General features: G+C 58.9%; 26 protein-coding genes. 10 read left to right on the plus strand and 16 right to left on the minus strand.

Annotated features, from left to right (window positions below; translation table 11 throughout):
- Window positions 1-56 precede the first annotated feature (56 nt).
- Together AC4GMC_RS09610 and AC4GMC_RS09615 are read right to left on the minus strand one after the other, a co-directional pair.
- A complete protein-coding gene (locus AC4GMC_RS09610; RefSeq protein WP_487877068.1) occupies window positions 57-2,252 on the minus strand; it encodes a primosomal protein N' in 2,196 nt (731 codons plus the stop codon).
- Between the two features lie 3 nt (window positions 2,253-2,255).
- Window positions 2,256-2,882: a LysE family translocator gene (locus AC4GMC_RS09615; protein ID WP_487877076.1), complete on the minus strand. Its 627-nt coding sequence runs from the start codon at window positions 2,880-2,882 to the stop codon at window positions 2,256-2,258.
- A gap of 100 nt (window positions 2,883-2,982) precedes the next feature.
- Between AC4GMC_RS09615 and fsa the strand changes: the two genes are divergently transcribed.
- The 5 genes from fsa (at window position 2,983) to AC4GMC_RS09640 (ending at window position 6,812) form a co-directional block, all read left to right on the plus strand.
- Complete coding sequence (gene fsa / locus AC4GMC_RS09620) at window positions 2,983-3,636, plus strand: fructose-6-phosphate aldolase (RefSeq protein WP_038007841.1); 654 nt, start codon at window positions 2,983-2,985, stop codon at window positions 3,634-3,636.
- A 46-nt stretch (window positions 3,637-3,682) separates the two neighbouring features.
- The gene (locus AC4GMC_RS09625) at window positions 3,683-4,396 is read left to right on the plus strand and encodes a DUF484 family protein (protein WP_487878915.1); all 714 of its coding nucleotides are present in this window, start codon (window positions 3,683-3,685) and stop codon (window positions 4,394-4,396) included.
- The gene (locus AC4GMC_RS09630) at window positions 4,393-5,328 is read left to right on the plus strand and encodes a tyrosine recombinase XerC (RefSeq protein ID WP_487878914.1); all 936 of its coding nucleotides are present in this window, start codon (window positions 4,393-4,395) and stop codon (window positions 5,326-5,328) included. Before AC4GMC_RS09625 ends, AC4GMC_RS09630 begins: the two co-directional genes overlap by 4 nt.
- Before the next feature lie 118 nt (window positions 5,329-5,446).
- Complete coding sequence (locus tag AC4GMC_RS09635; protein ID WP_487878913.1) at window positions 5,447-6,028, plus strand: cytochrome P460 family protein; 582 nt, start codon at window positions 5,447-5,449, stop codon at window positions 6,026-6,028.
- Between the two features lie 46 nt (window positions 6,029-6,074).
- Window positions 6,075-6,812 (plus strand): CDP-alcohol phosphatidyltransferase family protein, encoded by a 738-nt coding sequence (locus AC4GMC_RS09640; protein WP_487878618.1) that lies wholly within the window; start codon window positions 6,075-6,077, stop codon window positions 6,810-6,812.
- A gap of 3 nt (window positions 6,813-6,815) precedes the next feature.
- On the opposite strand, the gene AC4GMC_RS09645 is transcribed toward AC4GMC_RS09640, so the two are convergent.
- Both AC4GMC_RS09645 and AC4GMC_RS09650 read right to left on the minus strand, forming a co-directional pair.
- Entirely contained in the window at window positions 6,816-7,613 is a 798-nt protein-coding gene (locus tag AC4GMC_RS09645; RefSeq protein ID WP_038007832.1) for an inositol monophosphatase family protein, read from the minus strand.
- Window positions 7,614-7,673: 60 nt separating this feature from the next.
- Window positions 7,674-8,588 (minus strand): LysR family transcriptional regulator, encoded by a 915-nt coding sequence (locus tag AC4GMC_RS09650; RefSeq protein ID WP_487878617.1) that lies wholly within the window; start codon window positions 8,586-8,588, stop codon window positions 7,674-7,676.
- A 93-nt stretch (window positions 8,589-8,681) separates the two neighbouring features.
- On the opposite strand from AC4GMC_RS09650, the gene metF reads away from it, so the two are divergent.
- The 4 genes from metF to AC4GMC_RS09670 all read left to right on the plus strand — a co-directional run bounded on the left by metF (window position 8,682) and on the right by AC4GMC_RS09670 (window position 12,779).
- Window positions 8,682-9,548: a methylenetetrahydrofolate reductase [NAD(P)H] gene (metF, locus tag AC4GMC_RS09655; RefSeq protein WP_487878326.1), complete on the plus strand. Its 867-nt coding sequence runs from the start codon at window positions 8,682-8,684 to the stop codon at window positions 9,546-9,548.
- A gap of 146 nt (window positions 9,549-9,694) precedes the next feature.
- Window positions 9,695-10,873 carry an acetylornithine transaminase gene (locus AC4GMC_RS09660; protein WP_487878324.1) on the plus strand — a complete coding sequence of 393 codons (1,179 nt, stop codon included), beginning with the start codon at window positions 9,695-9,697 and terminating at the stop codon, window positions 10,871-10,873.
- A gap of 75 nt (window positions 10,874-10,948) precedes the next feature.
- The gene (gene argF / locus AC4GMC_RS09665; RefSeq protein WP_487878323.1) at window positions 10,949-11,875 is read left to right on the plus strand and encodes an ornithine carbamoyltransferase; all 927 of its coding nucleotides are present in this window, start codon (window positions 10,949-10,951) and stop codon (window positions 11,873-11,875) included.
- 16 nt (window positions 11,876-11,891) lie between these two features.
- Window positions 11,892-12,779 (plus strand): DMT family transporter, encoded by an 888-nt coding sequence (locus AC4GMC_RS09670; protein ID WP_487878325.1) that lies wholly within the window; start codon window positions 11,892-11,894, stop codon window positions 12,777-12,779.
- Here AC4GMC_RS09670 and AC4GMC_RS09675 read toward each other — a convergent pair.
- Entirely contained in the window at window positions 12,727-13,536 is an 810-nt protein-coding gene (locus AC4GMC_RS09675; protein WP_487878969.1) for an ABC transporter permease, read from the minus strand. The genes AC4GMC_RS09670 and AC4GMC_RS09675 overlap by 53 nt on opposite strands.
- A 107-nt stretch (window positions 13,537-13,643) precedes the next feature.
- On the opposite strand from AC4GMC_RS09675, the gene AC4GMC_RS09680 reads away from it, so the two are divergent.
- Window positions 13,644-14,237 carry a GcrA family cell cycle regulator gene (locus tag AC4GMC_RS09680; protein ID WP_487878970.1) on the plus strand — a complete coding sequence of 198 codons (594 nt, stop codon included), beginning with the start codon at window positions 13,644-13,646 and terminating at the stop codon, window positions 14,235-14,237.
- Window positions 14,238-14,309: 72 nt separating this feature from the next.
- Here AC4GMC_RS09680 and AC4GMC_RS09685 read toward each other — a convergent pair whose 3' ends face one another.
- From AC4GMC_RS09685 to rpoZ, 11 genes are all read right to left on the minus strand, one after another.
- On the minus strand, window positions 14,310-16,295 hold the full coding sequence (locus tag AC4GMC_RS09685; protein WP_487878332.1) for an AsmA family protein: 1,986 nt from the start codon (window positions 16,293-16,295) through the stop codon (window positions 14,310-14,312).
- A 68-nt stretch (window positions 16,296-16,363) separates the two neighbouring features.
- A complete protein-coding gene (recO, locus tag AC4GMC_RS09690; protein WP_487878333.1) occupies window positions 16,364-17,083 on the minus strand; it encodes a DNA repair protein RecO in 720 nt (239 codons plus the stop codon).
- 9 nt (window positions 17,084-17,092) lie between these two features.
- Window positions 17,093-17,425 carry a DUF1491 family protein gene (locus AC4GMC_RS09695; protein ID WP_487878334.1) on the minus strand — a complete coding sequence of 111 codons (333 nt, stop codon included), beginning with the start codon at window positions 17,423-17,425 and terminating at the stop codon, window positions 17,093-17,095.
- Complete coding sequence (gene era / locus AC4GMC_RS09700; protein WP_487878335.1) at window positions 17,422-18,336, minus strand: GTPase Era; 915 nt, start codon at window positions 18,334-18,336, stop codon at window positions 17,422-17,424. Before era ends, AC4GMC_RS09695 begins: the two co-directional genes overlap by 4 nt.
- Window positions 18,329-19,018: a ribonuclease III gene (rnc, locus tag AC4GMC_RS09705; RefSeq protein WP_487878497.1), complete on the minus strand. Its 690-nt coding sequence runs from the start codon at window positions 19,016-19,018 to the stop codon at window positions 18,329-18,331. The genes era and rnc overlap by 8 nt, the downstream gene beginning before the upstream one ends.
- Window positions 19,015-19,797, minus strand: a complete 783-nt coding sequence (gene lepB / locus AC4GMC_RS09710) for a signal peptidase I (RefSeq protein ID WP_487878498.1) — start codon at window positions 19,795-19,797, stop codon at window positions 19,015-19,017. Before lepB ends, rnc begins: the two co-directional genes overlap by 4 nt.
- A gap of 107 nt (window positions 19,798-19,904) precedes the next feature.
- A complete protein-coding gene (gene acpS / locus AC4GMC_RS09715; RefSeq protein WP_487878499.1) occupies window positions 19,905-20,306 on the minus strand; it encodes a holo-ACP synthase in 402 nt (133 codons plus the stop codon).
- A gap of 60 nt (window positions 20,307-20,366) precedes the next feature.
- A complete protein-coding gene (locus tag AC4GMC_RS09720; protein WP_487878500.1) occupies window positions 20,367-21,125 on the minus strand; it encodes a pyridoxine 5'-phosphate synthase in 759 nt (252 codons plus the stop codon).
- A 42-nt stretch (window positions 21,126-21,167) separates the two neighbouring features.
- Complete coding sequence (locus AC4GMC_RS09725; protein ID WP_038007803.1) at window positions 21,168-21,812, minus strand: DUF2062 domain-containing protein; 645 nt, start codon at window positions 21,810-21,812, stop codon at window positions 21,168-21,170.
- A 25-nt stretch (window positions 21,813-21,837) separates the two neighbouring features.
- The gene (locus AC4GMC_RS09730) at window positions 21,838-23,964 is read right to left on the minus strand and encodes a RelA/SpoT family protein (RefSeq protein WP_487878971.1); all 2,127 of its coding nucleotides are present in this window, start codon (window positions 23,962-23,964) and stop codon (window positions 21,838-21,840) included.
- A 22-nt stretch (window positions 23,965-23,986) separates the two neighbouring features.
- A complete protein-coding gene (gene rpoZ, locus AC4GMC_RS09735; RefSeq protein ID WP_487878027.1) occupies window positions 23,987-24,340 on the minus strand; it encodes a DNA-directed RNA polymerase subunit omega in 354 nt (117 codons plus the stop codon).
- Window positions 24,341-24,354: the final 14 nt, after the last annotated feature.

Raw genomic sequence — 24,354 nt, forward strand, 5'->3', positions numbered from 1 at the left:
AGATGAGGTTATTGCGGGTTTAGCGAGCCGCGCGGGCCTTGGAAAGGGCACGCAGGTCAATAGAAGCTTTGCGGGTCGATATCGATTGAAAGACGCAATGAGGGTGGCAATTTTAGCGCGCCAACCCACTGCGACAGCGCCGACTGGAGCGGCGTACCCTTGGCCGCCTTGACCAACAGCCGCACCCGATGTCGTCCGCGAATACGCGAAATCGGTGCGGGTGCTGGCCCGTAAACGGCCGCGCCCAGCGCGTGAAGCGGCCCCGCATTGCGCGCCAATGCAGTGCCCACATCAAACGCGACCTGCGGATCGGGGTCCGAGATCACGACCCCCGCCATGCGACCAAAGGGCGGCATTCCGGCTTCGCGCCGCTCAGCGGCTTCGGCCCCCCAAAACGCTTCTTCGTCGCCTGTCAGGATGGCGCGGATTACGGGGTGCTCTGGCTGAAATGTTTGCAGCAACGCCGTGCCGCGCCGCGATGACCGCCCAGCGCGGCCCGCAACCTGACGCATCAACTGAAACGTCCGCTCAGCTGCGCGCAGGTCTGAGCCTTGCAGGCCCAAATCCGCATCGATCACCCCCACCAGCGTCAGCAGCGGAAAGTTGTGCCCCTTGGCCACCAGCTGTGTGCCGATGATCAGATCCGCGCCACCATTAGCGATGTCTTCGATCTGCGCCTTAAGCGCCCGGGCGGAGCTGAACAAATCTGAGCTGAGCACCGCAAGCCGCGCATCGGGAAACAACTCAGCGGCTTCTTCGGCCATTCGTTCAACACCTGGGCCAACGGGAGCCAGCCGATCCTCGGCCTCACACGATGGGCAAGCTGTCGGAATAGGTGTGCTTTCACCGCATTGATGGCACATCAGCCGCTTTAGGAATCGGTGCTCAACCATGCGTGCATCGCATTGCGTGCAGGCCACTTGTTGCCCGCACGCACGGCACAATGTTACCGGCGCATAGCCCCGGCGGTTAAGGAAAATCAGCGCCTGCTCACCGGCATCAATCCGCGCTTGGATCGCGCTTTGCAGCGTGGGCGACACCCAGCGCCCACCGGGCAAATCCTCGCTTCGCATATCAATGGCACGCATTTCGGGCATGACAGCATCCCCAAACCGGGACGTCAAATCAAGCCGCGTGTATTTTCCGGCCTCCGCGTTCGCCCAAGTTTCGAGCGAAGGCGTGGCCGAGGCCAAAACCACTTGCGCGCTGCACAGCGACGCGCGCAAGACAGCCATATCGCGGGCGTTATAGAGTACCCCGTCTTCTTGTTTGTATGACGTGTCGTGCTCTTCATCCACCACGATCAACCCCAAATCCCGAAACGGCAGGAACAGCGCAGACCGCGCCCCCACCACGAATTGCGCGCCACCCTCGCCCACCATCCGCCAACAGCGACGGCGTTCCGTCATAGTTACGCCTGAGTGCCATTCGGCAGGTTTGGCACCGAATCGTTCCTCTACCCGGGTGAGGAATTCAGCCGTCAGTGCGATTTCAGGCAGCAGCACCAACGCCTGTCGTCCTTGGGCCAGACAGGCAGCCACGGCCTCTAGGTATACTTCGGTCTTGCCTGACCCGGTCACCCCCTTGAGCAAGGTCGTGCCATAGGTGCCGGATCGGGCAGCGACGGCCAGCGCCTCGGCGGCTGAGGCCTGATCCGGGGCCAGCGACTTGCTGGGCAGGCTGGGATCAAGCGGCACATAGGCCGCGTCGCGTGGCGTGTCTTCCTCCCGCACGGCGCCTTGTTTCACAAGGCCTTTGATAACCGAGGACGTGACGCCAGCGTGTTCGGCCAATTCGCTTAGCGTAAAGGAAAGCCCCCCGTATTCCTCAAGAACTGCCAAGACTTTTTCGCGCGGGGCGGTCATCCTATCCGGCGTGAGGTCACCCAAACGATAGACCTTTTGCATGGATACCGGGTTGCTGAGGCCCGGAACACGGGTGGCCAGCCGCAACATCGCGGGCAGTGAGGTTAACGTGTAGCTTGCCGCCTTTTCGATGAATGCGCGCAGCTCGGCGCGCATGGGTGCGGCCTCCAACACCCGGATCGCGGCGCGCACCTTGGCGATATCCCAGTCACCACGCCCCGCCCCCCAGACAACGCCCAGCACTTTGCGCGGCCCCAAGGGCACCTCGATAAATGCACCCAGCCAGCAGCCTCCCTCGGGGGCTTTGTAGTCCAACACACGGTCCAGCGGCTGGGTCGTCAGCACGCCAATAAGCGTGCCGGCGGGAAAGAAATCGGGCGTATCCATCCTCTAGGCGCGGCGCAGTGCGGCCGTGGCCACGCCCATCGCCACAAGCGTCGCCCCACCGAGCCGCGTCAGCCCTCGCAACACCGACGGGCGCGCGATTGCCACCCGCATCCGATCCGCAAGCAAGGCGTACAAAAGCGCATTCAGGAAACCGATACCCACAAAGGTCGCGATCAGAATGACAAACTGCGGCAGCAATGGTGCCTCGGGACGCATGAACTGCGGCACAAACGCGATGAAGAACGCGATAGATTTCGGGTTCAGCGCCGTAACCGCCGCCGCATGGCCAAAAATCTCTGCGGGCCGGGCGCGGCCCGGGGCTTCAAGCGCGCCGGGCGCAGCTTCGGCCGCTGACATAAACAGCTTCACCCCCAGAAAGACCAAATAGGCCGCCCCAATCCATTTCAGCACCGTGAACAGCGTAGCTGATGCAAGAACCAGCGCCCCAAGCCCCACCAGCGACGCAGTCATCGCAACCAAATCGCCCAAAGCAACGCCCCCCGCAGAGGCAACCGCAACCCTACGCCCTTGGCTTAGCGCGTAGCTGACCACCAACAGCACCGTTGGACCCGGGATGATGCACAGCACCGTTGAGGCCACAACGAACGCAAGCCAAAGATCGAGAGGCATAAGGTGGTCCTTTCGCAAAACCGGGGGTGTATCTCAGCGCGTATTTCGCTAGGAGTGTGCGCAAATCATACCACCGCCCTTGAAAGAAGGAAGCGCGCCCATGAAATTCTTCGTAGATACCGCCGAGATTGACGCCATCGCAGAGCTGAACGACCTGGGCATGGTCGACGGCGTCACCACCAACCCCTCTCTGATCATGAAATCAGGCCGCGACATCATCGAAGTCACGCGTGAGATCTGTGCATTGGTCGAAGGCCCTGTGAGCGCCGAGGTCGTCGCGACAGAAGCCGAAGACATGATCAAAGAAGGCCTGAAGCTGGCCGAGATCGCCGAAAACATCGCGATCAAGGTGCCACTGACATGGGATGGTCTCAAGGCATGCAAAGTGTTCTCGGATGCCGGCCACATGGTCAACGTCACGCTCTGCTTTTCGGCCAACCAAGCACTCCTGGCGGCAAAAGCTGGTGCCACATTCATCTCGCCATTCATCGGGCGTTTGGATGACATCAACATCGACGGCATGGAGCTGATCGAAGACATCCGCACGATCTACGACAACTTCGGCTTTGACACGCAGATCCTTGCAGCGTCCATCCGCTCGGCCAACCACATGAAAGACGCAGCCCTCGTAGGCGCCGATGTGGCCACAGCCCCCCCTGCCGTGATCAAGTCGATGATCAAGCACCCCCTGACGGACGCGGGCCTTGCCGCATTCATGAAGGACTGGGAAAAGACTGGCCAGAAAATCGTCTGACATGCTATAACTGCTCTCAAATTCACGGCGAAAGACCGGAGAGCAGATGTCAGAGCAGGCCAGCGCCAACAAGGATTGGCGCACGATCGTATTGTCCGATCCCGATGTGATATTGGAAGACCGCGACGTGATGCGCGCCCTGATTGCTGCCAATGAGCGGCAATTGGGGGGTAACATCGTTGATATGCGCGGTCTTGCCATGGAGCGGCTGGAAACCCGACTGGATCGGTTAGAAGACACGCACCGCAGCGTGATCGCCGCTGCATATGAAAACCTCGCTGGTACCAATCAAGTTCACCGCGCAATCCTGAAATTGCTGGATCACGCCGAGTTTGAGCCGTTTCTGCAAAGCCTCGGCGGTGAGGTGATGGATATTCTGCGGGTAGATCGCATTCGCCTTGTACTCGAAAGCCCCGAGGCCCGCGACGCGGCTGTCGCTCCCCCATCCGCTGTGTCTGATTTGCTAAGCATCGTCGCACCCGGCTTTATCGCGAATTACCTCACGGCAGGACGAGATATGCCACAGCGGCAGGTCACCCTGCGAGACGTTGGCACTGCGAACGCTTCGGTCTACGGGCCGGATGCGGAATACATTCGCTCCGAAGCGTTGCTAAAGCTGGACCTTGGGCCGGGGCGATTGCCGGGCCTTTTGGCCATGGGCGCAGAAGATCCCAACCAATTCCGCAGCAATCAAGGGACGGACCTGTTGTCTTTCTTCACTGGCGTGTTCGAACGGACGATGCGCCAGCATTTGGCGTGAGCCTGTCGATCAGCCCCGCAGCGCGTGATGCGCTTGCCAATTGGCTTGATCACATTCGCGCCCTTGACAACGCCGCCGAAAATACCCTTCGGGCCTATCAAACCGATGTGCTCGACTTTTTGTCGTTCATGACAGGGCACAAAGGGGCCGCTGACGGGCTTGGCCCCCTTTTGCGAATAACCCAAAGCGACATGCGGGCGTGGATGGCACATGCGCGCGGGCGCGGTGTTGCGGCCCGGTCGCTCGCACGCTCTCTTTCGGCTGTAAAAACCTTTTACCGCTGGTTGGGGGAGCGGGAGGGCCATGAACCCACGGCAGTCTTGGCCACGCGCGCGCCAAAGTTCCGCAAAAAATTGCCCCGACCTTTGTCGCCCGACGCAGCCAAAGCCATGCTCGACACCGTTGGCGTCCAAAACACAACGCCGTGGATCGCAGCGCGGGATATGGCTGTGGTTACGCTGCTGTACGGGTGTGGGCTGCGCATATCGGAGGCTCTAAGCCTGACCGGGGCAAGCGTACCGTTACCCGAAGTTTTGCGCATCAAAGGCAAAGGCGGCAAAGAGCGGATCGTCCCAGTTTTACCTGTCGCGCGCGACGCGGTGAACGACTATGTCCGCGACTGCCCACATGATTTGGCGGCTGATACACCGCTGTTCCGTGGGGCACGAGGCGGGCCGCTATCAGCGCGGGCCATATCGGGGGTCGTGGCCTCGGTCCGGATGCAGTTGGGCCTGCCTGCAACCGCAACCCCACACGCGCTGCGACACAGCTTTGCGACACATCTGCTCGAAGCAGGCGGTGACCTGCGTGCGATCCAAGAATTACTTGGCCATGCTTCACTCAGCACAACGCAAGCCTATACCGCAGTCGATACCGCCCGACTGATGGAAGTTTATGCCAAGGCCCATCCCCACGGGCAGGGTAGCGCCTAGCGGCTGTCCCTAAACATGCGAGCACCCTCACGCCATCGTGCGCAGAGGTGATGTGCACGGGCTTTAATTGCATGCTTGTCTGCAAAGACACATTCAATCAAATCGTAAGGGACAGACTATGATTAGGACATTTATTGCCGCCAGCGCGGTGATCTGCATCGCAGGTACCGCCCATGCCGCAGACACCTGCGTGATTGAGGGCGATCACTGGGATTTGGATGAAGCGGGCGTGACTGCCCTGTATGATTGTATGTCGGCGCGTATGGTCACGGGCTACACCAAGGGCGACGACCCCGTGGCGCCCGCTTATCGCGACTGGACCCAGACAGCCACGCGCGCCGCCGTCGCCGGAGCACATGGTGAGCGATTCTTGCTAACATTCGCAAATGACATCGCAGCCCCCGAATACCTGAGGTTCGCATCCGAGGACGTCGAGATTCCCGTAGGCGGTGTATTGGCCAAGGAATCCATCAAAATCGGCAAGGAAGGCAAAGCCCGCGTCGGTCCGTTGTTTATCATGACAAAGGTTGGGCTAGACGACGCCCCGGATACAGGTGGTTGGCTGTATTCAGGCGTGCAGCCCAACGGAAAGCCGCTGAAATTCAAACAAGCTTTCTGTCACGACTGCCACGTTGGTTGGGAAAGCCAAGACGCCCTTGCCTACCCGCTCGAAGAGGTCCGCGTTTCCGCCACGCAATAGGCCCGGTTGCCATAGACAGGGCGCAGTGGATCGGTCATTAAGCCACATGTCCGCTAAAAAAGACAAAGCCCGCGCCCTGTCAGTGCACCTTCTCACGGCCTCTGGGGCCGTTTTTGCTATGCTTGCGATGCTACAAGCCGTCGAGGCCAATTGGTCGATGATGTTTTTGTGGCTGCTGGTGGCGCTGTTCGTGGATGGGATCGATGGGCCCCTAGCCCGCCGGTATAACGTGACGCTGCATGCCGCGCGCTATGATGGTGTGCTGCTGGACCTAATCATCGACTATCTGACCTATGCCTTCATTCCCGCTTATGCGCTTTATGCATCGGGGCTTGTGCCCGGATGGTTGGGTTGGGGCGTGCTGATCGTGATCCCCTTTGCGTCGGCGATGTACTTTGCCGATACACGCATGAAAACTGACGACAAAAGCTTTCTTGGGTTTCCGGGATGTTGGAACATGGTTGCGCTGGTCAGCTTTGTGCTAAGCCCGCCTGCATGGCTGATCTTTGCTGTAACCGTCGCTCTCGCTTTGGCCATGTTTATGCCGCTAAAATTTGTCCACCCTACGCGCACCGTTCGTTGGCGCTGGGTGACGCTTCCGATTGCGAACCTATGGATGATATTGGGAATTTGGGCGACTTGGGTGCGGTTTGATCTGCCTCAGACCGCAGCCTTGGTGTTTACTGCCGCCAGCATTTATCTGCTGTGCGCAGGCATGGCCCATCAGGTGCTGGCGCCCCGACCAACCGCTCAGTTGGGTCAGCCGGGCGAGCACGCCAAATAAATCTTACTCAGGCCGCTTGCGGATGATGTTCGAAAACTTTTCAAACACTGCGCCACTTGCCGCGACCACGTGACCGTCGTTGAGCAAATCTTGCTCAGCACGGATCGGCTCAACAAGGCCGCCGGCTTCACGCACCAACAGAACACCACCGGCAATGTCCCAAATCTTGAGACCACGCTCCCAGTAGCCGTCGTACCGACCAGCAGCCACATACGCGAGGTCGAGCGAAGCTGCCCCCCAACGGCGCACACCGGCACAGACGGGCAAAAGCCGACCAAGGTCTGACAGAGCTGCGGGCAAATACTTACTACCAGCAAAGGGCAAGCCCGTGGCGTAGACCGTTTCAATCATCTTGGTCCGTTGCGTCACACGAAGACGCTGGCTGTCATTGAGCCAAGCACCTTGGCCCTTTTCAGCATAGAACATTTCGTCCTTAGCGGGGTCATAGACCACGGCCGCGACGATCTGGCCTTTATGCTCCAGCGCGATAGATACGGCCCAGTGCGGCATCCCGTGCAGATAGTTCGTGGTGCCGTCGAGCGGGTCTACGATCCAACGGCGGGTTGGGTCTTCACCCTCTTTTTCGCCGCTTTCTTCGCCCAGAAAACCATACGACGGGCGCGCCGCCATCAGTTCTTCTTCGATGATCTCCTCGGCCCGCTTGTCGGCGCGGCTGACAAAGTCGCCTGCACCTTTCATCGTCACGGTCAGGGCTTCGACTTCGCGAAAGTCCTTTACCAGCGATCGCCCGGCTTTGCGCGCGGCTTTGATCATCACATTGAGATTTGCGCTACCTTGCATGGGCTCGGTCCTTGGATCAGGGGGGTCAGGCGCGGGCTATAGACCGCTGAGAGCCTACGCTCAAGGCTTATCTCCGCGCTGCAATTTTACGGGCTCCGTTCGCATTAGGCGAATGACATTGGCCATAAAGGGTTTGGCCGCATCCGCGGTACGTACCGCGGCATAGAGACGTCGGGTCAGGCCACCTTGGGTCAGGGGGCGCGTGACATAGTCTGAATTGTAGCGCACCTCACGTACGACCCAATCCGGCAGGACCGCAACACCCCGATTGGAGGCGACCAACAACAAGATCACAGCCGTCAGTTCCACCTGCCGAACTGCCCGTGGCTCAACTCCGGCTGGGCGCAGAAACTGGCTAAATACATCCAGACGCGGACGTTCCACCGGATAGGTGATCAACAATTCATCGCGCAGATCCTCGGCCTCAATGAATTCTTTCTTCGCCAAAGGATGCTGACTAGAGGCGACGAATACCGGTTCATAATCAAACAGCGGCTGAAATTCGACGCCGGGCAGGCTTTCGGGGTCTGAAGACACGACCAGATCGACCTCCTCCCGCTCAAGTGCGGGGAGCGCCTGAAACTGTAGTCCGGGACGGATGTCCACGTCGATTTCGGGCCATGCACGGCGAAATTCCTCAAGCACGGGGAAAAGCCATTCAAAACAAGCATGACATTCAATCGCGATATGCAGGCGGCCAATTTTACCTGACTTCAGGGAACGGAATTCTTCTTGCAGGGCTTCGATTTCGGGCAGGACCCGTTCAGCCAATCGCAGCAACCGAATCCCCGCCGGGGATAGCTTCATCGGCTTGGAGCGTCGCACGAATAGCTCCAGCCCGGCCTGATCCTCTAGCCCCTTTACCTGATGGGATAGGGCAGATTGCGTTATGTTCAGGCGATCTGCCGCCGCAGAAAGCCCACCGCAATCGTGGATCGCCTTGATCGTGCGGAGGTGTCGAAATTCAAGATGCATGTGCGGCTCATGTAAATGATGAGTGTTATGAGTTTGATTCAATCGCAGGCATATGCGAAGACGCGATGCGACACAAGAAGGACCAAAACCGTCATGCCCGCCCCGACCGTCTCATTCGAATTCTTTCCGCCCCAATCACTGGAGGCTTCGTTTCGCCTATGGGACACGGTGCGCACATTGGCCCCTCTGGACCCAACGATGGTATCCGTCACCTATGGTGCAGGCGGTACGACACGGGCTTTGACACACGAAGCAGTGGCCACGATCCACAAGCACTATGGCCTACGGGTCGCCGCACACCTGACATGCGTGAACGCCACACGGGCCGAAACGCTCGAAATTGCGGACCAATACGCCGCAGCTGGCGTAACGGACATCGTAGCCCTGCGGGGCGATCCCCCCAAGGGTAGCGGCCAGTTCACGGCGCACCCAGATGGGTTTCGCCACTCCGTGGAATTGATTGAAGCTCTATCCAGCACGGGCAAATTCAACCTGCGTGTCGGCGCGTACCCGGACCGCCACCCCGAGGCTCAAAACGACATGGCCGATATCTTCTGGCTAAAAGCCAAGATCGATGCCGGTGCGTGCGAGGCTATTACGCAGTTCTTCTTTGAGCCTGAAACATTCCTGCGGTTCCGTGATAAATGTGCGGATGCAGGAATTTCTGCCCCGATTATCCCGGGCATCTTGCCAATCGAAAACTGGGCCGGCACCAAGCGGTTCGCCACGCGCTGCGGCACACCGGTACCACCCGAGTTGGACGCAGCATTCCAAACCGCAATCAGAGATGGCCGTGAGGAACTGATGTCTTTGGCACATGCAACAGAGCTGTGTTCAACCCTTATGGATGAAGGCGTTGATCACCTGCACTTCTATACCCTTAACAAGCCCGAGCTAACCCGGGATGTGTGTGCGGCACTAGGTGTGACGCCTCAGGTGAAGCTTGAGGAAGTTGCGTAAGTTTACGCTTACGCAACAACCCAAATCACCCAAAGCATACCATTTTGTGCGCATTGAGCATCAGCAATTGGAATAATTCCAATCCAATTGACACACCGCGGATTATGGGTCACGGATTTCGCTCTGTTTTTAAATGAGGCGCTACCATGATCCCCGCAGTTCTGCCGACGTATTCCCGGGCACCGCTGACCTTCGTCAAAGGCGAAGGCAGCTGGTTGATCGAGGCTGACGGGCGACGTTTCTTGGACATGGGCGCAGGCATCGCGGTGAATGTACTGGGTCATGCAAACCCTGCCCTTGTGGCGGCGCTGACTGATCAGGCAAGCGCGCTGTGGCACACATCAAACCTCTATCACATCCCACAGCAACAAACGCTGGCTGAACGGCTGGTAGAAGCAACATTCGCCGACACCGTATTCTTTACCAACTCGGGCACTGAATCGTGCGAGTTGGCGGTCAAGATGGTGCGCAAGTACTGGTCCGACAAAGGCCAACCTGAGCGGCACAAAATCATCGCGTTTACTGGCTCATTCCATGGCCGTTCCTCTGCGGGTATTGCCGCGGCCGGGTCGGAAAAGATGACAGCCGGGTTTGGCCCGTTGCTGCCGGGGTTCATCCACTTGGCCGTCGGTGACCATGACGCGCTTGAGGCCGCGATGCGCGCCCCCGATGTAGCCGGCGTCCTGATGGAGCCTGTGCAAGGCGAAGGCGGCATTATTCCCATTCCAGACGCCTGCCTCAAAGGCTTGCGCGATCTATGCGACGAAACTGGCGTTTTGATGATGCTGGATGAAGTGCAGTGCGGCATGGGTCGTACGGGCAAGCTATTTGCGCATGAATGGGCAGGGATCACGCCAGACATCATGATGGTGGCCAAAGGCATCGGCGGAGGCTTTCCTCTGGGTGCTGTATTGGCAACCGAAAACGCGGCCAGCGGCATGACGGCCGGCACCCACGGCTCCACCTACGGGGGCAACCCACTGGGATGTGCCGTCGGCAATGCCGTGATGGAAACCGTCGCTGACGATGCGTTCCTGGCAGACGTAAACCGCAAGGCCGCGCTCTTGCGTCAGGGCCTTGAAGCTTTGGTCGCGACCCATCCTTCCGTGTTTGAGACCGTTCGCGGCGCGGGCCTTATGATCGGGTTGAAATGCGCGGCCCCGAACATGGATGTCGTCAACGCGGCATACGCCGCTGAACTGATCGTCATTCCCGGCGGCGATAACGTGGTGCGCTTGTTGCCCGCGCTTAACCTGACGGACGCGGATATCGCCGAGGCGTTGACCCGCCTAGAGGCCACCGCAACCGCCCTTAGCGCGGCCTGATCGCCGCACCATTGAAACACAGCGCGGAGTATTGGGCCCACACGCCCCACCCCGCCGTCGATCCGAAGAACGCTTATGACTCATTTTATCGATATCAACAAAACTGATCCCGCCGACCTGCGGGCCATGCTTGACCAAGCCAGCGCAATGAAAACCGCACGCGCGGGCCTGCCCAAGGGTACACCGGATGCGGACCGCCCGCTGGAAAACCACATGGTCGCGTTGATCTTTGAAAAGCCCTCGACCCGGACCCGCGTGTCGTTTGATGTCGGCGTGCGCCAGATGGGCGGAGAAACGATGGTTTTGTCCGGGTCTGACATGCAGCTTGGGCACGGCGAAACCATCGCCGATACGGCCCGTGTGCTGTCGCGGTATGTCGACATGATCATGATCCGCACCTTTGAAGAAGACACCCTGCTTGAAATGGCCGAACACGCCACCGTGCCGGTGATCAACGGGCTGACGAACCGGACACACCCCTGCCAAATCATGGCGGATATCCTAACGTTTGAGGAACATCGTGGTCCTATCACGGGTAAAAAGGTGGCGTGGTGCGGCGATGGGAACAACGTGTTCGCTTCATTTGCCCATGCCGCTGGCCAGTTCGGCTTTGATCTGACGTTCTCGGGGCCCTCGACGCTGGACCCAGAAGCGGTTTTCTTGAATGAAGCCCGTGCCAAAGGCAGCACGATTGAGATCGAGCGTGACCCGTTCCGCGCTGTTGCGAATGCCGATCTGGTCGTCACGGATACGTGGGTTTCCATGCATGACAGCCAGACCGCGCGCGAACGTCGCCACAACCAGCTACGCCCCTATCAGGTCAACGCCGAGCTGATGCGTCATGCGAAACCCGACAGCCTGTTCATGCACTGCCTGCCCGCGCACCGAGATGAGGAAGCCACCTCTGAAGTAATGGATGGCCCGAATTCAGTCATCTTCGATGAGGCCGAAAATCGCCTGCACGCGCAAAAAGCCATCATGCGGTGGTGTCTTGGCCGCTGAAAACCGCGCTTTGGCCATGGCCTTTATGGTCGCGGCCACGGTTTTCATCGCAGCCACCACATTGCTGGCCAAGGCGCTGGGGACCGAAACGCTCGGCCCGCCTTTGCATCCGCTTCAAATCAGCCATGGGCGGTTCATTTTCGCATGGCTCGCAATCACCAGCGTCGTGTTGGTCCTGCGCCCGCAGCTGCGCGCAACGAACTTAAAACTCCACCTCGCGCGCACCACTTGTGGCTGGCTAGGTGTGACATTGATGTTTGCCGCTGTGGCCTCAATCCCGCTTCAGGATGCGACGGCGTTAAGCTTTTTGAACGTGGTGTTTTGCATGCTGCTTGCGATCCCCCTGCTGGGCGAACGTGTGGGCCCCGTCCGTTGGAGCGCAGCCTTTATTGCACTGATCGGGGCGATCGTCTTGTTACGTCCTGGAACAGGTGCATTGCAGATGGGCGCGTTTCTGGCGCTTGGGGCCGCCTTGATCATGGGGCTAGAGCTAATCTTTATCAAACGCCTTGCGGGGCGCGAAGGGCCGCTGACGATCTTATTCATCAACAATACGATCGGTGTTGTGATTTCTTCAATCGCCGTCAGTTTTGTTTGGGCACCCCCCAGCCCGATGCAATGGGCCGCGCTTGCAGGATTGGGCGTATTGATGGCCTGCGCACAGGCGTGTTTCGTGAACGCAATGTCGCGCGCTGACGCGAGCTTCATTACGCCATTCAGCTATTTAACACTGGTGTTTGCCGCTCTTTATGACGCTGCGCTATTTGGCGTCCTCCCCGACGCCACGAGCGTCCTGGGAGCAAGTATCATCATCGCCGGTGCCGCGCTTTTGGCATGGCGTGAGGCGCGGCTTAAGCCTTCAGCCGGTAGCCCGTCCGGAACATCCACCACCCCAAAGACGTAACAGCCGCCAACGCCAAAAGGATCACGCCCAGCCCCAAAACAGGCGAGCTGTCCGAAACACCAAGCGTGGCAAAGCGCACCCCGTCGATCAGGTAGAATACCGGATTTGCGTGGCTCAGCGTTTGCATAAATGGCGGTAGGCTATCGAGGCTGTAGAACGTGCCCGACAAAAAACTAAGCGGCATCACGATAAAGTTGGTAATTGCGGCCATTTGGTCAAACTTGTTCGCAAAAACGCCTGCAATGACACCAAGGGCACCCAAGAAAGCTCCGCCAAGAACAACGTACAATAGCCCCAAAAGCGGATGCGCCACACCGAGCCCAATCATCGGGAACAGAATGAGCGACACGCTGACCGCCACAAGTGCCCCGCGCAGGATACCACCAGCGAGGTAGCCAACCATCAACTCGCCTGCGGACAGGGGCGGCATTAGGGTGTCAACGATGTTGCCCTGAACCTTTGAGATCACAATCGAAGACGAAACATTGGCAAAGCTGTTCTGAATAACCGTCATCATCAAAATGCCGGGTGCAAGAAAGTGTACGAACGGCACGCCCATCACGTCGCCGCGACGTGTCCCGACCGCCAAGGAGAAAATTAACAAAAATAGGCCCGCCGTGATTAGCGGCGCCAAAAGTGTCTGGGTCCACACCGCCAGAAAACGCCGCGTTTCACGCCAACACAACGTATATAGTCCCAGCCAGTTGACCATTCCGAACCGACGGACGCCCAGATCACCAATCTCGTGTCTTGTCATTTGCCCTGTCCCTTGCCATATAACGTTCCCGGCGCTTGTAACCAGCCGTGCTCCAGTTACAATGGCGTAATCCTTGGGGCAACGGCCCCCAATTTGAGAGAGGCGCAATGTCCTGGACAGATGACCGCGTAGAACTGCTGAAAAAAATGTGGGGTGAAGGGCAAAGCGCCAGTCAGATCGCAAAAGAACTTGGCGGTGTGACCCGCAATGCGGTCATCGGCAAGGTGCACCGTCTTGGATTGTCTAACCGCAATCAAGGTACGGCTGCCAAACCGGCTGCAAAAGAAAAGGCTGCGCCCGCAGCTAAGGCCGCGCCGTCGAAGCCCGCCGCGGCTCCGCAGCCCGAGAAACGGCCTGAGCCCAAGACCGAAGCGGCTGTGCCCGTGTCGGCGGATCGCCCTGCGAACGTCACGCATTTGCGCAAGCAAATCGTGCCAGCGGGCCAACCCCTGCCGCCACAGCCATCGGCCAATGAAATCAGTCCAGAGGCTTTGGCCAAGGTCAACGAAATCGAAAAGTCGGCCAAAAAGCTGACCTTGATGGAGTTGACAGAGCGGACATGCAAGTGGCCTATCGGTGACCCGGCAACGCCTGATTTTTGGTTCTGTGGCCTGCCTTCGCAACAGGGCAAGCCCTATTGTGAAGCCCACGTTGGTGTGGCCTTCCAACCGATGTCATCGCGGCGCGATCGTCGCCGCTAGCCTGAGACGGCATTTGAATAAAAAAGGCGGGGCCACGCAATGCGGCCCTGCCTTTTTCATTTTGGCTCTGGCTCAATTGCCGCCGAAAAGCCCACCCAAGGCCTCGCGTACTTTGTCCTCGACCCGCTCCTTGATGGCGTCTTCAACGCTTTGACCATCTGTGACGCCTTCGGGTGTGATGTCCAATTCCTCGGCCAGCTTTTGTTGCAGCGCAGTACGTGCGTTATCCTCAATCGCGGCGCCATCAATGTTTAGCTGCTGAAGTGTCGCGGCCTCTAAGTCGGGGCGGATGCGCGGTGCGCTCCATGGTCCCGTGATACGCAGCGGCACCGAAATTCCCGCCCCTTCAGCGTTTTGCAACAATACGGGCACCACCGTTAGATCAAGGTTCTGGCTGCCCATATTGACTTGGCCCTGTGTCAGCGCCTCAAGCAAAGGGGCAGAAAGCGTCAGATCGTCTGTGTTTAACACCCCTTGGGTCAGCGAAAACTGACCTGCGATCCCGTCGAAAATCGTCCGCGCGCCTTCGCCCTGAAAGTTCAGATCAAAGTTGCGCATCATCCCCGCGAGATCGAGACCGAGGATCTCACCCCGCCCCACCGATACGTTGCCCGCCCCCTCAAGGCTGTTCATCAGGTCCGCCATCGACGCACCAACCCCAAGCACATTCACCGATGCATCAGCCTGTCCCAACAGCCGCTCAAAATCGAGGAACTCCGTCAGAAATGGCTGGGTCTGAAGCCCCGATAGCGCAAGGTTCACACGCGTTGACAGCCCGCCCCGACCGTTAACGATGACCTCACCAGCAATACTGCCGCCATAGGCCCGAATAGGCGCAAGCGTGATAACCGCCCGCGCGCGGTCCAGTACGAGGCGGGCTGAAACGGCATCAAGGGTAGCATCCCCCAAGCCAATCGCCCCAGTTGTCAGCACGATCTCGGCGTCCGCAAGACCCAGTGCACTGACGTCGATGGGGGTGGTGCTCCAACCACTGCTTGTGGTCGGGGCGGTGCTGGGCGCAGCATCACCGCCGGATTGCGCCGAGAGCGCGCTTAGATCCAGGCCAGGGCTATCAAGGGTGGCTAGAATTTTGGGGCGTTGTTCGCCAGGGAAAACGTCTACGTCGCCGCGCAGGCTGTTTCCATCGAGGCCCAACGTCATATCCCGCAAATGCAACGAGCCTTCCGTTGCTAAGGTCAGCCCTGTTTGTATGGATATCTGGTTACGGCCAAAGCCGTTGGGCAGGTCCGGAACCGTTTGCCCAAGGGCCGCAAACAGTGTCGCTCTCTCATCGCTTTGTGCGATCAACTGGCCCTCAAAGCCCACGGGCGACAGCCCCAATTTGCCCGTGGCAGAGGCCGTCGTGCCGCCGACTGCGACCTGCGCCTCAATGGGTGTCAAATCCCCGGCTAGCAAGCCCGCGACGCCATCTAGGGCAGTCTCAAAGCTAATGTCGGCTCCGTTATAAAGGGCGGAGCCTGAGGCTTCAGCCCGGCCTTGCAAGCTCGGTAGGGCCATGGTCAGATCCAACGCCTCTATACGGTGCTGCACATCCGCTTGGGCATCTGTGAATGAGACGGTGCCATTGATGATCCGGGCCTCTGCTAGGGATATTTCAGGAAGCGTCGCATCGTCGTCGCCTTGTGCAGGCGTGCCCGAAGCTACGGCGGCTGTCGGCGCAATGTCCCAATTAGCGCGTCCTTCAGCGGTCCGCTCTAGCAAGACAACGGGATCTATCAATTCCAAGCGATCCACAGAAACCGCGCCGCCCAAAAGATCCACTAACCCAACGCTGACATCCAGTCGTGCTGCCGTCAGCATGGGGCCTTGCGTCGACCAATCCGCATTGGCCAATGCGACGTCCTCAATCCGAACGCCAAGGCTGGGAAAAACCGTGGGACGTACCGATCCGTTGATCGTTAACGCCCGACCTGTCGCTTGTTCGAATTGGTCCGTGGCCAGTCGGGCGATCCGTTCGGTGGGCACGACAAAAAAAGCCCCGACCGCCAAGGCAACTAAGGCCAAAACGCCAATCACCAGTCTTTTGATCCACCGCATGGTGCACTCCTGATTAACCTTTACGTAAGCCTATCAGAGCCGCGCGACCAATCAATGGCACTGCGCGGCTAAGCGCGGGCCACCTGCTCAACAAAACGTGTACGGGCTGCGGGAAACGAACGCCCGCCCAGCGACGGCGCAAGATGTTGGGTCAGGAAATGCCCCGTCAGCGTCAGCGCTGCGCACGCGCCATCTAGTGTGACGGGGCCACCCAGTAGACACTCGGGCAAGGGCAGCAAACGGTCGGCCCATTCGCCTGCACCCATCCGGCTGACTGCGCGGCCCGTGCGCGGCGACACATAGGCCAAATCATTCGCGCCGCCCCCGTTGGCGCAGGCGTTCAAATCCAACCCAAAGCCCGTTTCCTCCAACAAGCGCAATTCCCAAAAAATATATGCGCTGAGCCAGCCTTGGCCGCTATGGATCGCGTCCGCAAGCGCCTCGGTCTCGGCCTGAAAATTTGGCAAATTCTCTCGCTCAGGCAGGCAAAAAGCGGACGTAGCACAAAGGCTAGACAGTGCCGACAGCCGCAAAGGGTCGTTAAGCACCCCCGCCATGCGAGAGCGGATAGGCTCGGCAGTAAAACTACCCATGTGACTTTCGAGGCGCGCGCGCCACGACACATCCAATTGCGCCCCCGGCTGCAAAATGGGGGCCAGCTTGCGTGATGTGCCCCCCCGGATCACGCCCAAATGACGCCCGTGCCCACGGGTAAAGATCTCTGCAATAACAGAGTTCTCTCCGTGTGGCCGAACCGCCAAAAGCATGCCCTGATCGCGCCAATCCATGCCCTGAAGTTAGGCGTTCAGATGTGGCGTGTCCAACAGATGTCGCCCTTGCCGATCCTCGACCTCTAGCACCCATAGATCCGGGTCGAACCCGCGCTGCCGCGACAGTGCAGCGTCGCAATCAGCCTCTGCCCCTCGGGTCAGTTCAACCCACTGCCGCGCACCTGTCATCAGGTCAAAACTACGCTGATAGACGCATGCATTGCCATCTAGGGTGTTAACCTTGACGAAAACCGCACCGGCCTGCGCATGGCCCTTTGCCACGACGAAACAGGGAATATCCAACATCTCAAGATGCTTGCGATAAGCAGACACCCAAAAATCCGAGGTCAGTCGGGTCAAGAATTGCCGTCCTTGAAATCAAGGCCCATCTCGGAATACCGCTCAGACTCCTCCAGCCAATTGGGCCGGACTTTGACCTGTAGGAATAGGTGAACGCGGCGACCAAGGAATTCTTCCAGTTCTTGGCGGGCAGATTGACTGACGCCTTTGATCGTCTCACCCTTGTTGCCCAAAACGATACCTTTGTGGCCGTCACGGATCACATAGATCAACTGGTCAATCCGGGCAGAGCCGTCTTTACGCTCTTCCCAATTGGTCGTCTCAACCGTCAACTGGTAGGGCAGCTCTTGGTGCAAACGCAGGGTCAGTTTTTCGCGCGTCATCTCTGCTGCGATCATCCGCATAGGCAAGTCGGCGATCTGATCTTCGGGATAAAGCCAAGGACCGGCCGGTAGGTTTTCGGCCAGCCATCCGCGCAGCGTGTCAACGCCATGGCCCTTCTCTGCCGAGATCATAAACGTCTCAACGAACGGGTAGCGGGCGTTCAGTTTTTCGGTCAGGCCCAGCAGGACCTCAGACTTGACGCGGTCAATTTTGTTGAGCGCAAGCGCCACCTTTTGGTTTGGTGAAATGCGCTCCTCAAGAGCCTCGATAATCGCCTCGACACCTTCGGTGAGGCCTCGGTGCGCCTCAACCAACAGCACGACAATTTCGGCGTCCGCAGCACCACCCCATGCGGCGGCAACCATCGCACGGTCCAAGCGACGGCGCGGGCGGAACAGGCCGGGCGTGTCCACGAAGACAAGCTGGCTTGGCCCCTCCATCGCGACACCGCGAATACGCGCCCGCGTGGTCTGGACCTTGTGCGTCACGATGGACACTTTGGCCCCCACCATGCGGTTCAGCAGCGTTGATTTGCCGGCATTCGGCTCCCCGATGAGGGCGATAAACCCGGCTTTTGTGTCAGCCATCATTCTTCTCCATCTGCGCCAAAAGCGCTTTGGCGGCGGCCTGCTCGGCGTGACGTTTGCTGCCCGCCGATGCCTGCGCGCGCGCACCATTATCCAATTGAGCCTCAATCAGGAAAACCGGCGCGTGGTCGGGTCCAGAACGTTTGAGCAAGGCATATGTCGGCGGTTGTAGGCGACGCGCCTGCGCCCATTCCTGCAACGCAGTCTTGGGGTCGCGCGCGTCCTCTTCGACCTGTGCGACCCGCTCCCCCCAAAGCCGAAGGACCAAGGCATGTGCGGCCTCGAACCCGCCGTCCAGATAGACGGCTGCAATCAAGGCTTCCATACCGTCGCCAAGCAGCGCATCCTTGCGACGACCCCCGGTCACCATCTCGGATTTACCTAGCTTTAGCACAGCCCCCAGATCGATTTGGCGGGCAACGGCAGCGCATGTTTCTTTGCGCACAAGCGCGTTGTAGCGCGGGGCCAATTGGCCCTCGGACGCGGCCTTATCCTCGGCCATCAACGCCTCGGCCATGACCAAGCCCAGCACCCGATCCCCCAAGAACTCAAGCCGTTGGTTATCAGGGCGCGATGCGCTTGAGATAGACGAGTGCGTCATCGCACGCACCAACAAATCAGGACGAGCAAAGACGTGCCCAATCCGGGCCTGAAACGCCGTCAGTTCGGCACTCAGCTTCACTCGATCGCCTTATAAAAACGGTCGCCGCGCCACGTCCAGAAATAGATCATCCGGTCGCCAGCAGACGAGAACATCACCCGATCCGCACGGCCGATCAGGTACTCAAACGGGACCATCCCAACCCCGCCCTGCGCCTGCGTAAAGCGGCTGTCCTGCGAGTTATCACGGTTATCACCCATGAAAAAATAGTTACCCTCAGGTACCACGAAGGCCGGCGTGTTATCACCACGGCCGGTCAACGTATCGAGGACCGAATGCGTCGCACCCCCGGGCAAAGTTTCGACAAAGCGGTTCTTTTCACACTGGCCGCCCAAACCCACGGGTTCGTTAGCACAACGCGGCAAGTGCCCGGCAGAGCCTTGGCGTTCAAACGTCTCGACAAAGGGGGCCACGGGATCAAGCTTGACGGCAGCGTCGTTGATATAGAGCACGCCGCCCTGCATCTGGACCTTATCGCCGGGCATACCCACAACACGCTTGATGAAATCCGCGCCGTTCACGGGATGGCGGAAGACGATAACATCTCCGCGCTCAGGCTCTGATCCGAGGATACGACCAGAAAATGGGCACATCGAAAACGGGCAGGAATGACGCGAATAGCCATAGGCCATTTTGTTCACGAACAGGAAATCACCGATTAGCAGCGTATCCTTCATGGACCCCGAGGGGATCCAGAAAGGCTGAAAAAACAGTGTTCTAAAGACGCCCGCTATGAGCAAAGCCCAAAAAACCGTTCTGAGCGTCTCACCGATGCCCTCTTTTTTCGCCGTGCTTGCCATAGGGCCTCTTTCCCGCGCTAACTCAAGCCACCGTCCTGCCTTGGGGCCTGCCCAGAGTCAACCGCGCGCAGAGCCACGTTCACGCGCATTCGGGAGTGTTTTAGCGCTTAATCTGAGGGGCGCGCCTCGATCACGACCATCGCTTGCGCCCAAGGGTGATCGTCCGTGAGGGTGACGTGAATAATCGCCTTGTGACCGGGTGGGGTCATGGCGTCTAGACGGTCTTTGGCCCAGCCGGTGACCCGCATAACTGGCTGGCCGGTGGGCAGGTTCGTGACAGACATGTCCTTCCACGCGATACCCATGCGCAACCCAGTGCCCAGCGCCTTAGAACACGCTTCCTTCGCGGCCCAACGTTTGGCGTAGGTGCCAGCGACATCTTTGCGGTTCTCGGCTTTTCGCTGTTCATCCGCAGTAAAGATACGATTGCGAAAGCGGTCGCCAAAGCGATCCAGTGTCCCTTGAATGCGCTCAATATTCGCAAGGTCAGTGCCGATGCCGAGGATCATACCGGCTCCGTGGATTGTTGTGTGTTCAGCCCACGTGTTTAGCGGGTGACAGGGCGCTGTCTAGTCGGAAGCGATCGCGCCTGAGCGGGCAGCATCCATCACGTGCCGCATCTGATCCATGGCCGCCTCTAGCCCAACAAAGATCGACTCACCAATCAGAAAATGCCCGATGTTCAGCTCCCGCACGGTGGGAAGGGCTGCAATCGGCGGGGTGCTTTCGTAGGTCAGGCCGTGGCCCGCGTGAACCTCCAACCCGAGGTCATGCGCAAAAGCCGCCATCTCGGTGATCCGAGCCAATTCGGCCGCTGCCTCGTTTGCTTGGCCTTCCGCAACCGCATCGCAATAGGCGCCTGTGTGGAGCTCAATGACCGGTGCACCGATGCGGTGGGCCGCACGAATTTGCGCCTCATCCGCAGCGATGAACAGCGACACCCGACAGCCCGCATCCCGCAGGGGCGCGATATAGTCGCCCAGCCGGTTTTCTTCCCGCGCAACCTCAAGCCCGCCCTCGGTCGTCCGCTCTTCGCGCCGCTCGGGCACGATGCACACCGCATGAGGTTTATGGTGCAAAGCGATGGCCTGCATTTCGGTGGTGGCGGCCATCTCAAAATTAAGAGGAATGGTCAAAGCCTCCATCAAGGCGCCAATGTCGGCATCCTTAATGTGGCGGCGGTCTTCACGCAGGTGCGCCGTGATGCCATCCGCACCCGCGCGCTCTGCCAACAGCGCTGCACGCACCGGATCGGGCACGGCACCGCCGCGCGCGTTCCGCACCGTTGCTACGTGATCGATATTCACACCAAGACGCAGTTTTTCCATCAGATCACTCCCTCATTCTCTGGCTCGCCCTTGGGACCGAACCTAGCGCGTTTGATCGCCACGGGCAGCCTTGCGGCGCAACTCTTCTAGCTTTTTCTTAATCATGCCCCGGCGGCGTTTTTGATACGCGGTGATTACCGGTAGGCACATGTAATAGCAGATGATCCCAGCCACGATACCGGGGATGATGCCACCAACCATGTAGGGAAAGAACACCTCATCCCAGAACAGGGACAGATGGCTCCAATCCGCGGCCTCGCCCGAGAAGGGTGCACGGACATTGTGCAGCAGATCTTGGCCAGCGCCGACGAATTTGGCCAACAGCCCATCATCAAATTCTTTGTCGAACTCAGTGCCTAGCAGGAAATGCCCAGTCTGGAGCGAGATTACCCCGATAGGGACATAAGTCAGAGGGTTGCCAAAGAACGTTGCAAGCAAAGCTGCAAGGATATTGCCCTGCAACAAACGCGCGCCCACCGCCGCCACCAAAAAGTGCAACCCGTAGAAGGGCGTGAACGCCGTGAACACGCCAACCAGAATACCCCGGCTGATTTTATGTGGGCTATCGGGCAGTCGCCGGAGACGGTGTTTGACATAGTGAAACGCACGCGCCCAGCCACCTTTGGGCCAAAGCACCTCTTTGAGGATACGCCACCACGGGCGGGCGTCTCTGCGTTTGAAGACCACCCGGGCCCTCCCCTTTATGCCGCCCTCAGGCCGGCGCCTTGGCGACATCGCGTTCGCGCCGAAGCGCAGCGACATCGCTGTCCGTCTCGATTGCCATCATCACCGCATGCAGATGCTCACTGTCGCGGACGTCCACGTCTACCAGCAGGCGGTAAAAATCCGGTTTGCGATCCGTGAATCGCAAGTCCGAGATATTTGCGTTTTGCTCGCCAATCAATGTGCAGATACGTCCCAGTACCCCACCTTCGTTGCTGATCGTCAGATCCAGTGTCACCGCATGCACGGCGGCATGGTGGCCCGCAGCCCAGCGAATGTCGAGCCAGCGATCGGGCTGGTCCTCATATGTCACAAGGCGTTTACAATCGATGCCGTGCACCACCACGCCGCTGCCGCGATACGTAATCCCGACAATCCGTTCACCCGGCACGGGTTGGCAACAGCTGCCACGGGTGAATTTGTCGTCAGGATTGAGACCAACAATGGCCTTGTTGGGCGCAACTTCTGCCTCGGGCGCACTGGCCACAAGTTCAGGGTAAAGACGTTCGACCACTTTGCGCGCGGATACGTCCGTGGCGCCAACCTTGGCCAACAGCGCATCAGTATTCGGCAGATCGAACGCACGCGCGGCGGTTTCCAATACCTTATCGGTGGCCTTTTTGCCTACGTGGTCCAATGCAACGCGCATCAATTCGCGCCCCAGACGCTGGAACCTCACAATGTCTTCTTCACGCAGGGCACGACGGATGGCTTGCTTGGCGCGCCCGGTTTTTACAATGTCGATCCATGTCACCTGCGGGCTTTGCCCTTCGGCGGTGGTGATCTCAACACTTTGACCATTCTTGAGCCGCGTCCATAGTGGCACCCGCATCCCGTCAACCTTGGCTCCGGCGCAGGAGTGACCGATTCGCGTGTGGATCGCGTAGGCAAAATCCAAAGGCGTCGCGCCTTTAGGCAAAGCAACGACCTCACCCTTAGGTGTGAAACAGAACACCTGATCGGAATACATCTCTAGCTTCACGTGTTCCATGAACTCGTCATGGTCTTCGGCAGCTTCGAATCGCTCCGTGATCGTTTCGAGCCATTTGGCGGGGTCGACGGCAAACCGGTTCTCAGCGCGCTGACCGTCACGATAAGACCAGTGCGCAGCCACGCCACCCTCTGCCACATCGTGCATTTCGCGAGTACGGATTTGCACCTCAACCCGTTTGCCATCACGCCCCGAAACAGTCGTGTGCAACGAACGATATCCGTTAGATTTGGGCTGACTGATGTAATCCTTGAACCGCCCCGGGACCGCGCGCCACCGTTGGTGGATCACCCCCAAGGCACGGTAACAATCCTGCTCGGAGTTACAAATGACGCGGAAGCCGTAGATGTCCGACAGACGGGAAAAACCAAGTTCTTTTTCCTCCATCTTACGCCAGATGGAAAAAGGGCGTTTGGCGCGACCAGTCACGTCAGCTGTGACCTCAGCCTTTTTCAGTTCGTTAATAATGTCGAGCGTGATGCGCGCGATCACGTCGCCGCTGGCTTTTTGAAGCGTCACAAAGCGGCGCATAATGGAGGAGCGCGCCTCAGGCTGAAGAACGGCGAACGACAGGTCCTCCAGCTCTTCGCGCATCCACTGCATCCCCATGCGACCGGCAAGCGGCGCATAGATATCCATCGTCTCATGGGCCTTTTGCGCCTGCTTGTGCGCCGCCATGTGGCGGATAGTGCGCATGTTGTGCAAACGGTCAGCCAGCTTGACCAAGATGACACGCAAGTCTTTGGACATCGCCATGAAAAGCTTACGAAAATTCTCAGCTTGCTTGGTTTGTGTGCTGCTAAGCTGAAGGTTAGTCAGCTTTGTTACGCCATCAACCAACACCGCAATTTCAGTCGAAAACATCTCAGCGATTTCGGTGAACGTGGTTCGGGTATCTTCGATCGTATCATGCAGCAAAGCTGTGATGATCGTGGCGTCATCTAGCCGCTGCTCCGTGAGCAGCATCGCGACCTCAACAGGGTGCGAAAAGTAGGGTTCCCCGGACTGCCGGGTTTGACCCTTATGCATATCGAAACCGTAAGAATAAGCCGCCCGGATCAGCGGCTCATTCGTGTTGGGGTTATATGCGCGAACCTTTGCGAGAAGGTCCTCTACTGGGATCATCTGCTAACAGGACGAGGTGCCCTTAGCGGGGCTCCTGCGCCTCCATCAAAGCGCGCAGCAGCTTTTCCTCGGACATATCGTCATCTGCCGGTGCGTCTTTTTCGACGCCCATAAGCAGAGACATGCTGTCTTCTTCGGGCTCATCAACCTCGATCTGGGTCTGGTTGCTTTCGATCAGACGCTCGCGCAGATCCTCAGCGGACTGCGTTTCATCTGCAATCTCGCGCAGGGATACGACAGGGTTCTTGTCGTTATCACGATCCACGGTGATAGACGCACCAGCGGCAATTTCGCGGGCGCGATGAGCGGCCAGCATAACCAGTTCAAACCGGTTCGGAACCTTATCAACGCAATCTTCAACCGTAACGCGGGCCATGGTGCACTCCAGAT

This window comes from Thalassobacter sp., assembly GCF_982993085.1.

Coding starts and splice junctions, on each gene's coding strand:
- rpoZ (WP_487878027.1), bottom strand. CDS start 24,340: ATGGCCCGCGTTACGGTTGAAGATTGCGTTGATAAGGTTCCGAACCGG.
- AC4GMC_RS09720 (WP_487878500.1), bottom strand. CDS start 21,125: ATGGAAAAACTGCGTCTTGGTGTGAATATCGATCACGTAGCAACGGTG.
- fsa (WP_038007841.1), top strand. CDS start 2,983: ATGAAATTCTTCGTAGATACCGCCGAGATTGACGCCATCGCAGAGCTG.
- AC4GMC_RS09625 (WP_487878915.1), top strand. CDS start 3,683: ATGTCAGAGCAGGCCAGCGCCAACAAGGATTGGCGCACGATCGTATTG.
- metF (WP_487878326.1), top strand. CDS start 8,682: ATGCCCGCCCCGACCGTCTCATTCGAATTCTTTCCGCCCCAATCACTG.
- AC4GMC_RS09650 (WP_487878617.1), bottom strand. CDS start 8,588: ATGCATCTTGAATTTCGACACCTCCGCACGATCAAGGCGATCCACGAT.
- AC4GMC_RS09635 (WP_487878913.1), top strand. CDS start 5,447: ATGATTAGGACATTTATTGCCGCCAGCGCGGTGATCTGCATCGCAGGT.
- AC4GMC_RS09680 (WP_487878970.1), top strand. CDS start 13,644: ATGTCCTGGACAGATGACCGCGTAGAACTGCTGAAAAAAATGTGGGGT.
- lepB (WP_487878498.1), bottom strand. CDS start 19,797: ATGGCAAGCACGGCGAAAAAAGAGGGCATCGGTGAGACGCTCAGAACG.
- acpS (WP_487878499.1), bottom strand. CDS start 20,306: ATGATCCTCGGCATCGGCACTGACCTTGCGAATATTGAGCGCATTCAA.
- AC4GMC_RS09730 (WP_487878971.1), bottom strand. CDS start 23,964: ATGATCCCAGTAGAGGACCTTCTCGCAAAGGTTCGCGCATATAACCCC.
- recO (WP_487878333.1), bottom strand. CDS start 17,083: ATGGATTGGCGCGATCAGGGCATGCTTTTGGCGGTTCGGCCACACGGA.
- AC4GMC_RS09675 (WP_487878969.1), bottom strand. CDS start 13,536: ATGACAAGACACGAGATTGGTGATCTGGGCGTCCGTCGGTTCGGAATG.
- AC4GMC_RS09645 (WP_038007832.1), bottom strand. CDS start 7,613: ATGCAAGGTAGCGCAAATCTCAATGTGATGATCAAAGCCGCGCGCAAA.
- AC4GMC_RS09615 (WP_487877076.1), bottom strand. CDS start 2,882: ATGCCTCTCGATCTTTGGCTTGCGTTCGTTGTGGCCTCAACGGTGCTG.
- AC4GMC_RS09610 (WP_487877068.1), bottom strand. CDS start 2,252: ATGGATACGCCCGATTTCTTTCCCGCCGGCACGCTTATTGGCGTGCTG.
- AC4GMC_RS09660 (WP_487878324.1), top strand. CDS start 9,695: ATGATCCCCGCAGTTCTGCCGACGTATTCCCGGGCACCGCTGACCTTC.
- AC4GMC_RS09640 (WP_487878618.1), top strand. CDS start 6,075: ATGTCCGCTAAAAAAGACAAAGCCCGCGCCCTGTCAGTGCACCTTCTC.
- argF (WP_487878323.1), top strand. CDS start 10,949: ATGACTCATTTTATCGATATCAACAAAACTGATCCCGCCGACCTGCGG.
- AC4GMC_RS09670 (WP_487878325.1), top strand. CDS start 11,892: ATGGCCTTTATGGTCGCGGCCACGGTTTTCATCGCAGCCACCACATTG.
- era (WP_487878335.1), bottom strand. CDS start 18,336: ATGGCTGACACAAAAGCCGGGTTTATCGCCCTCATCGGGGAGCCGAAT.
- AC4GMC_RS09685 (WP_487878332.1), bottom strand. CDS start 16,295: ATGCGGTGGATCAAAAGACTGGTGATTGGCGTTTTGGCCTTAGTTGCC.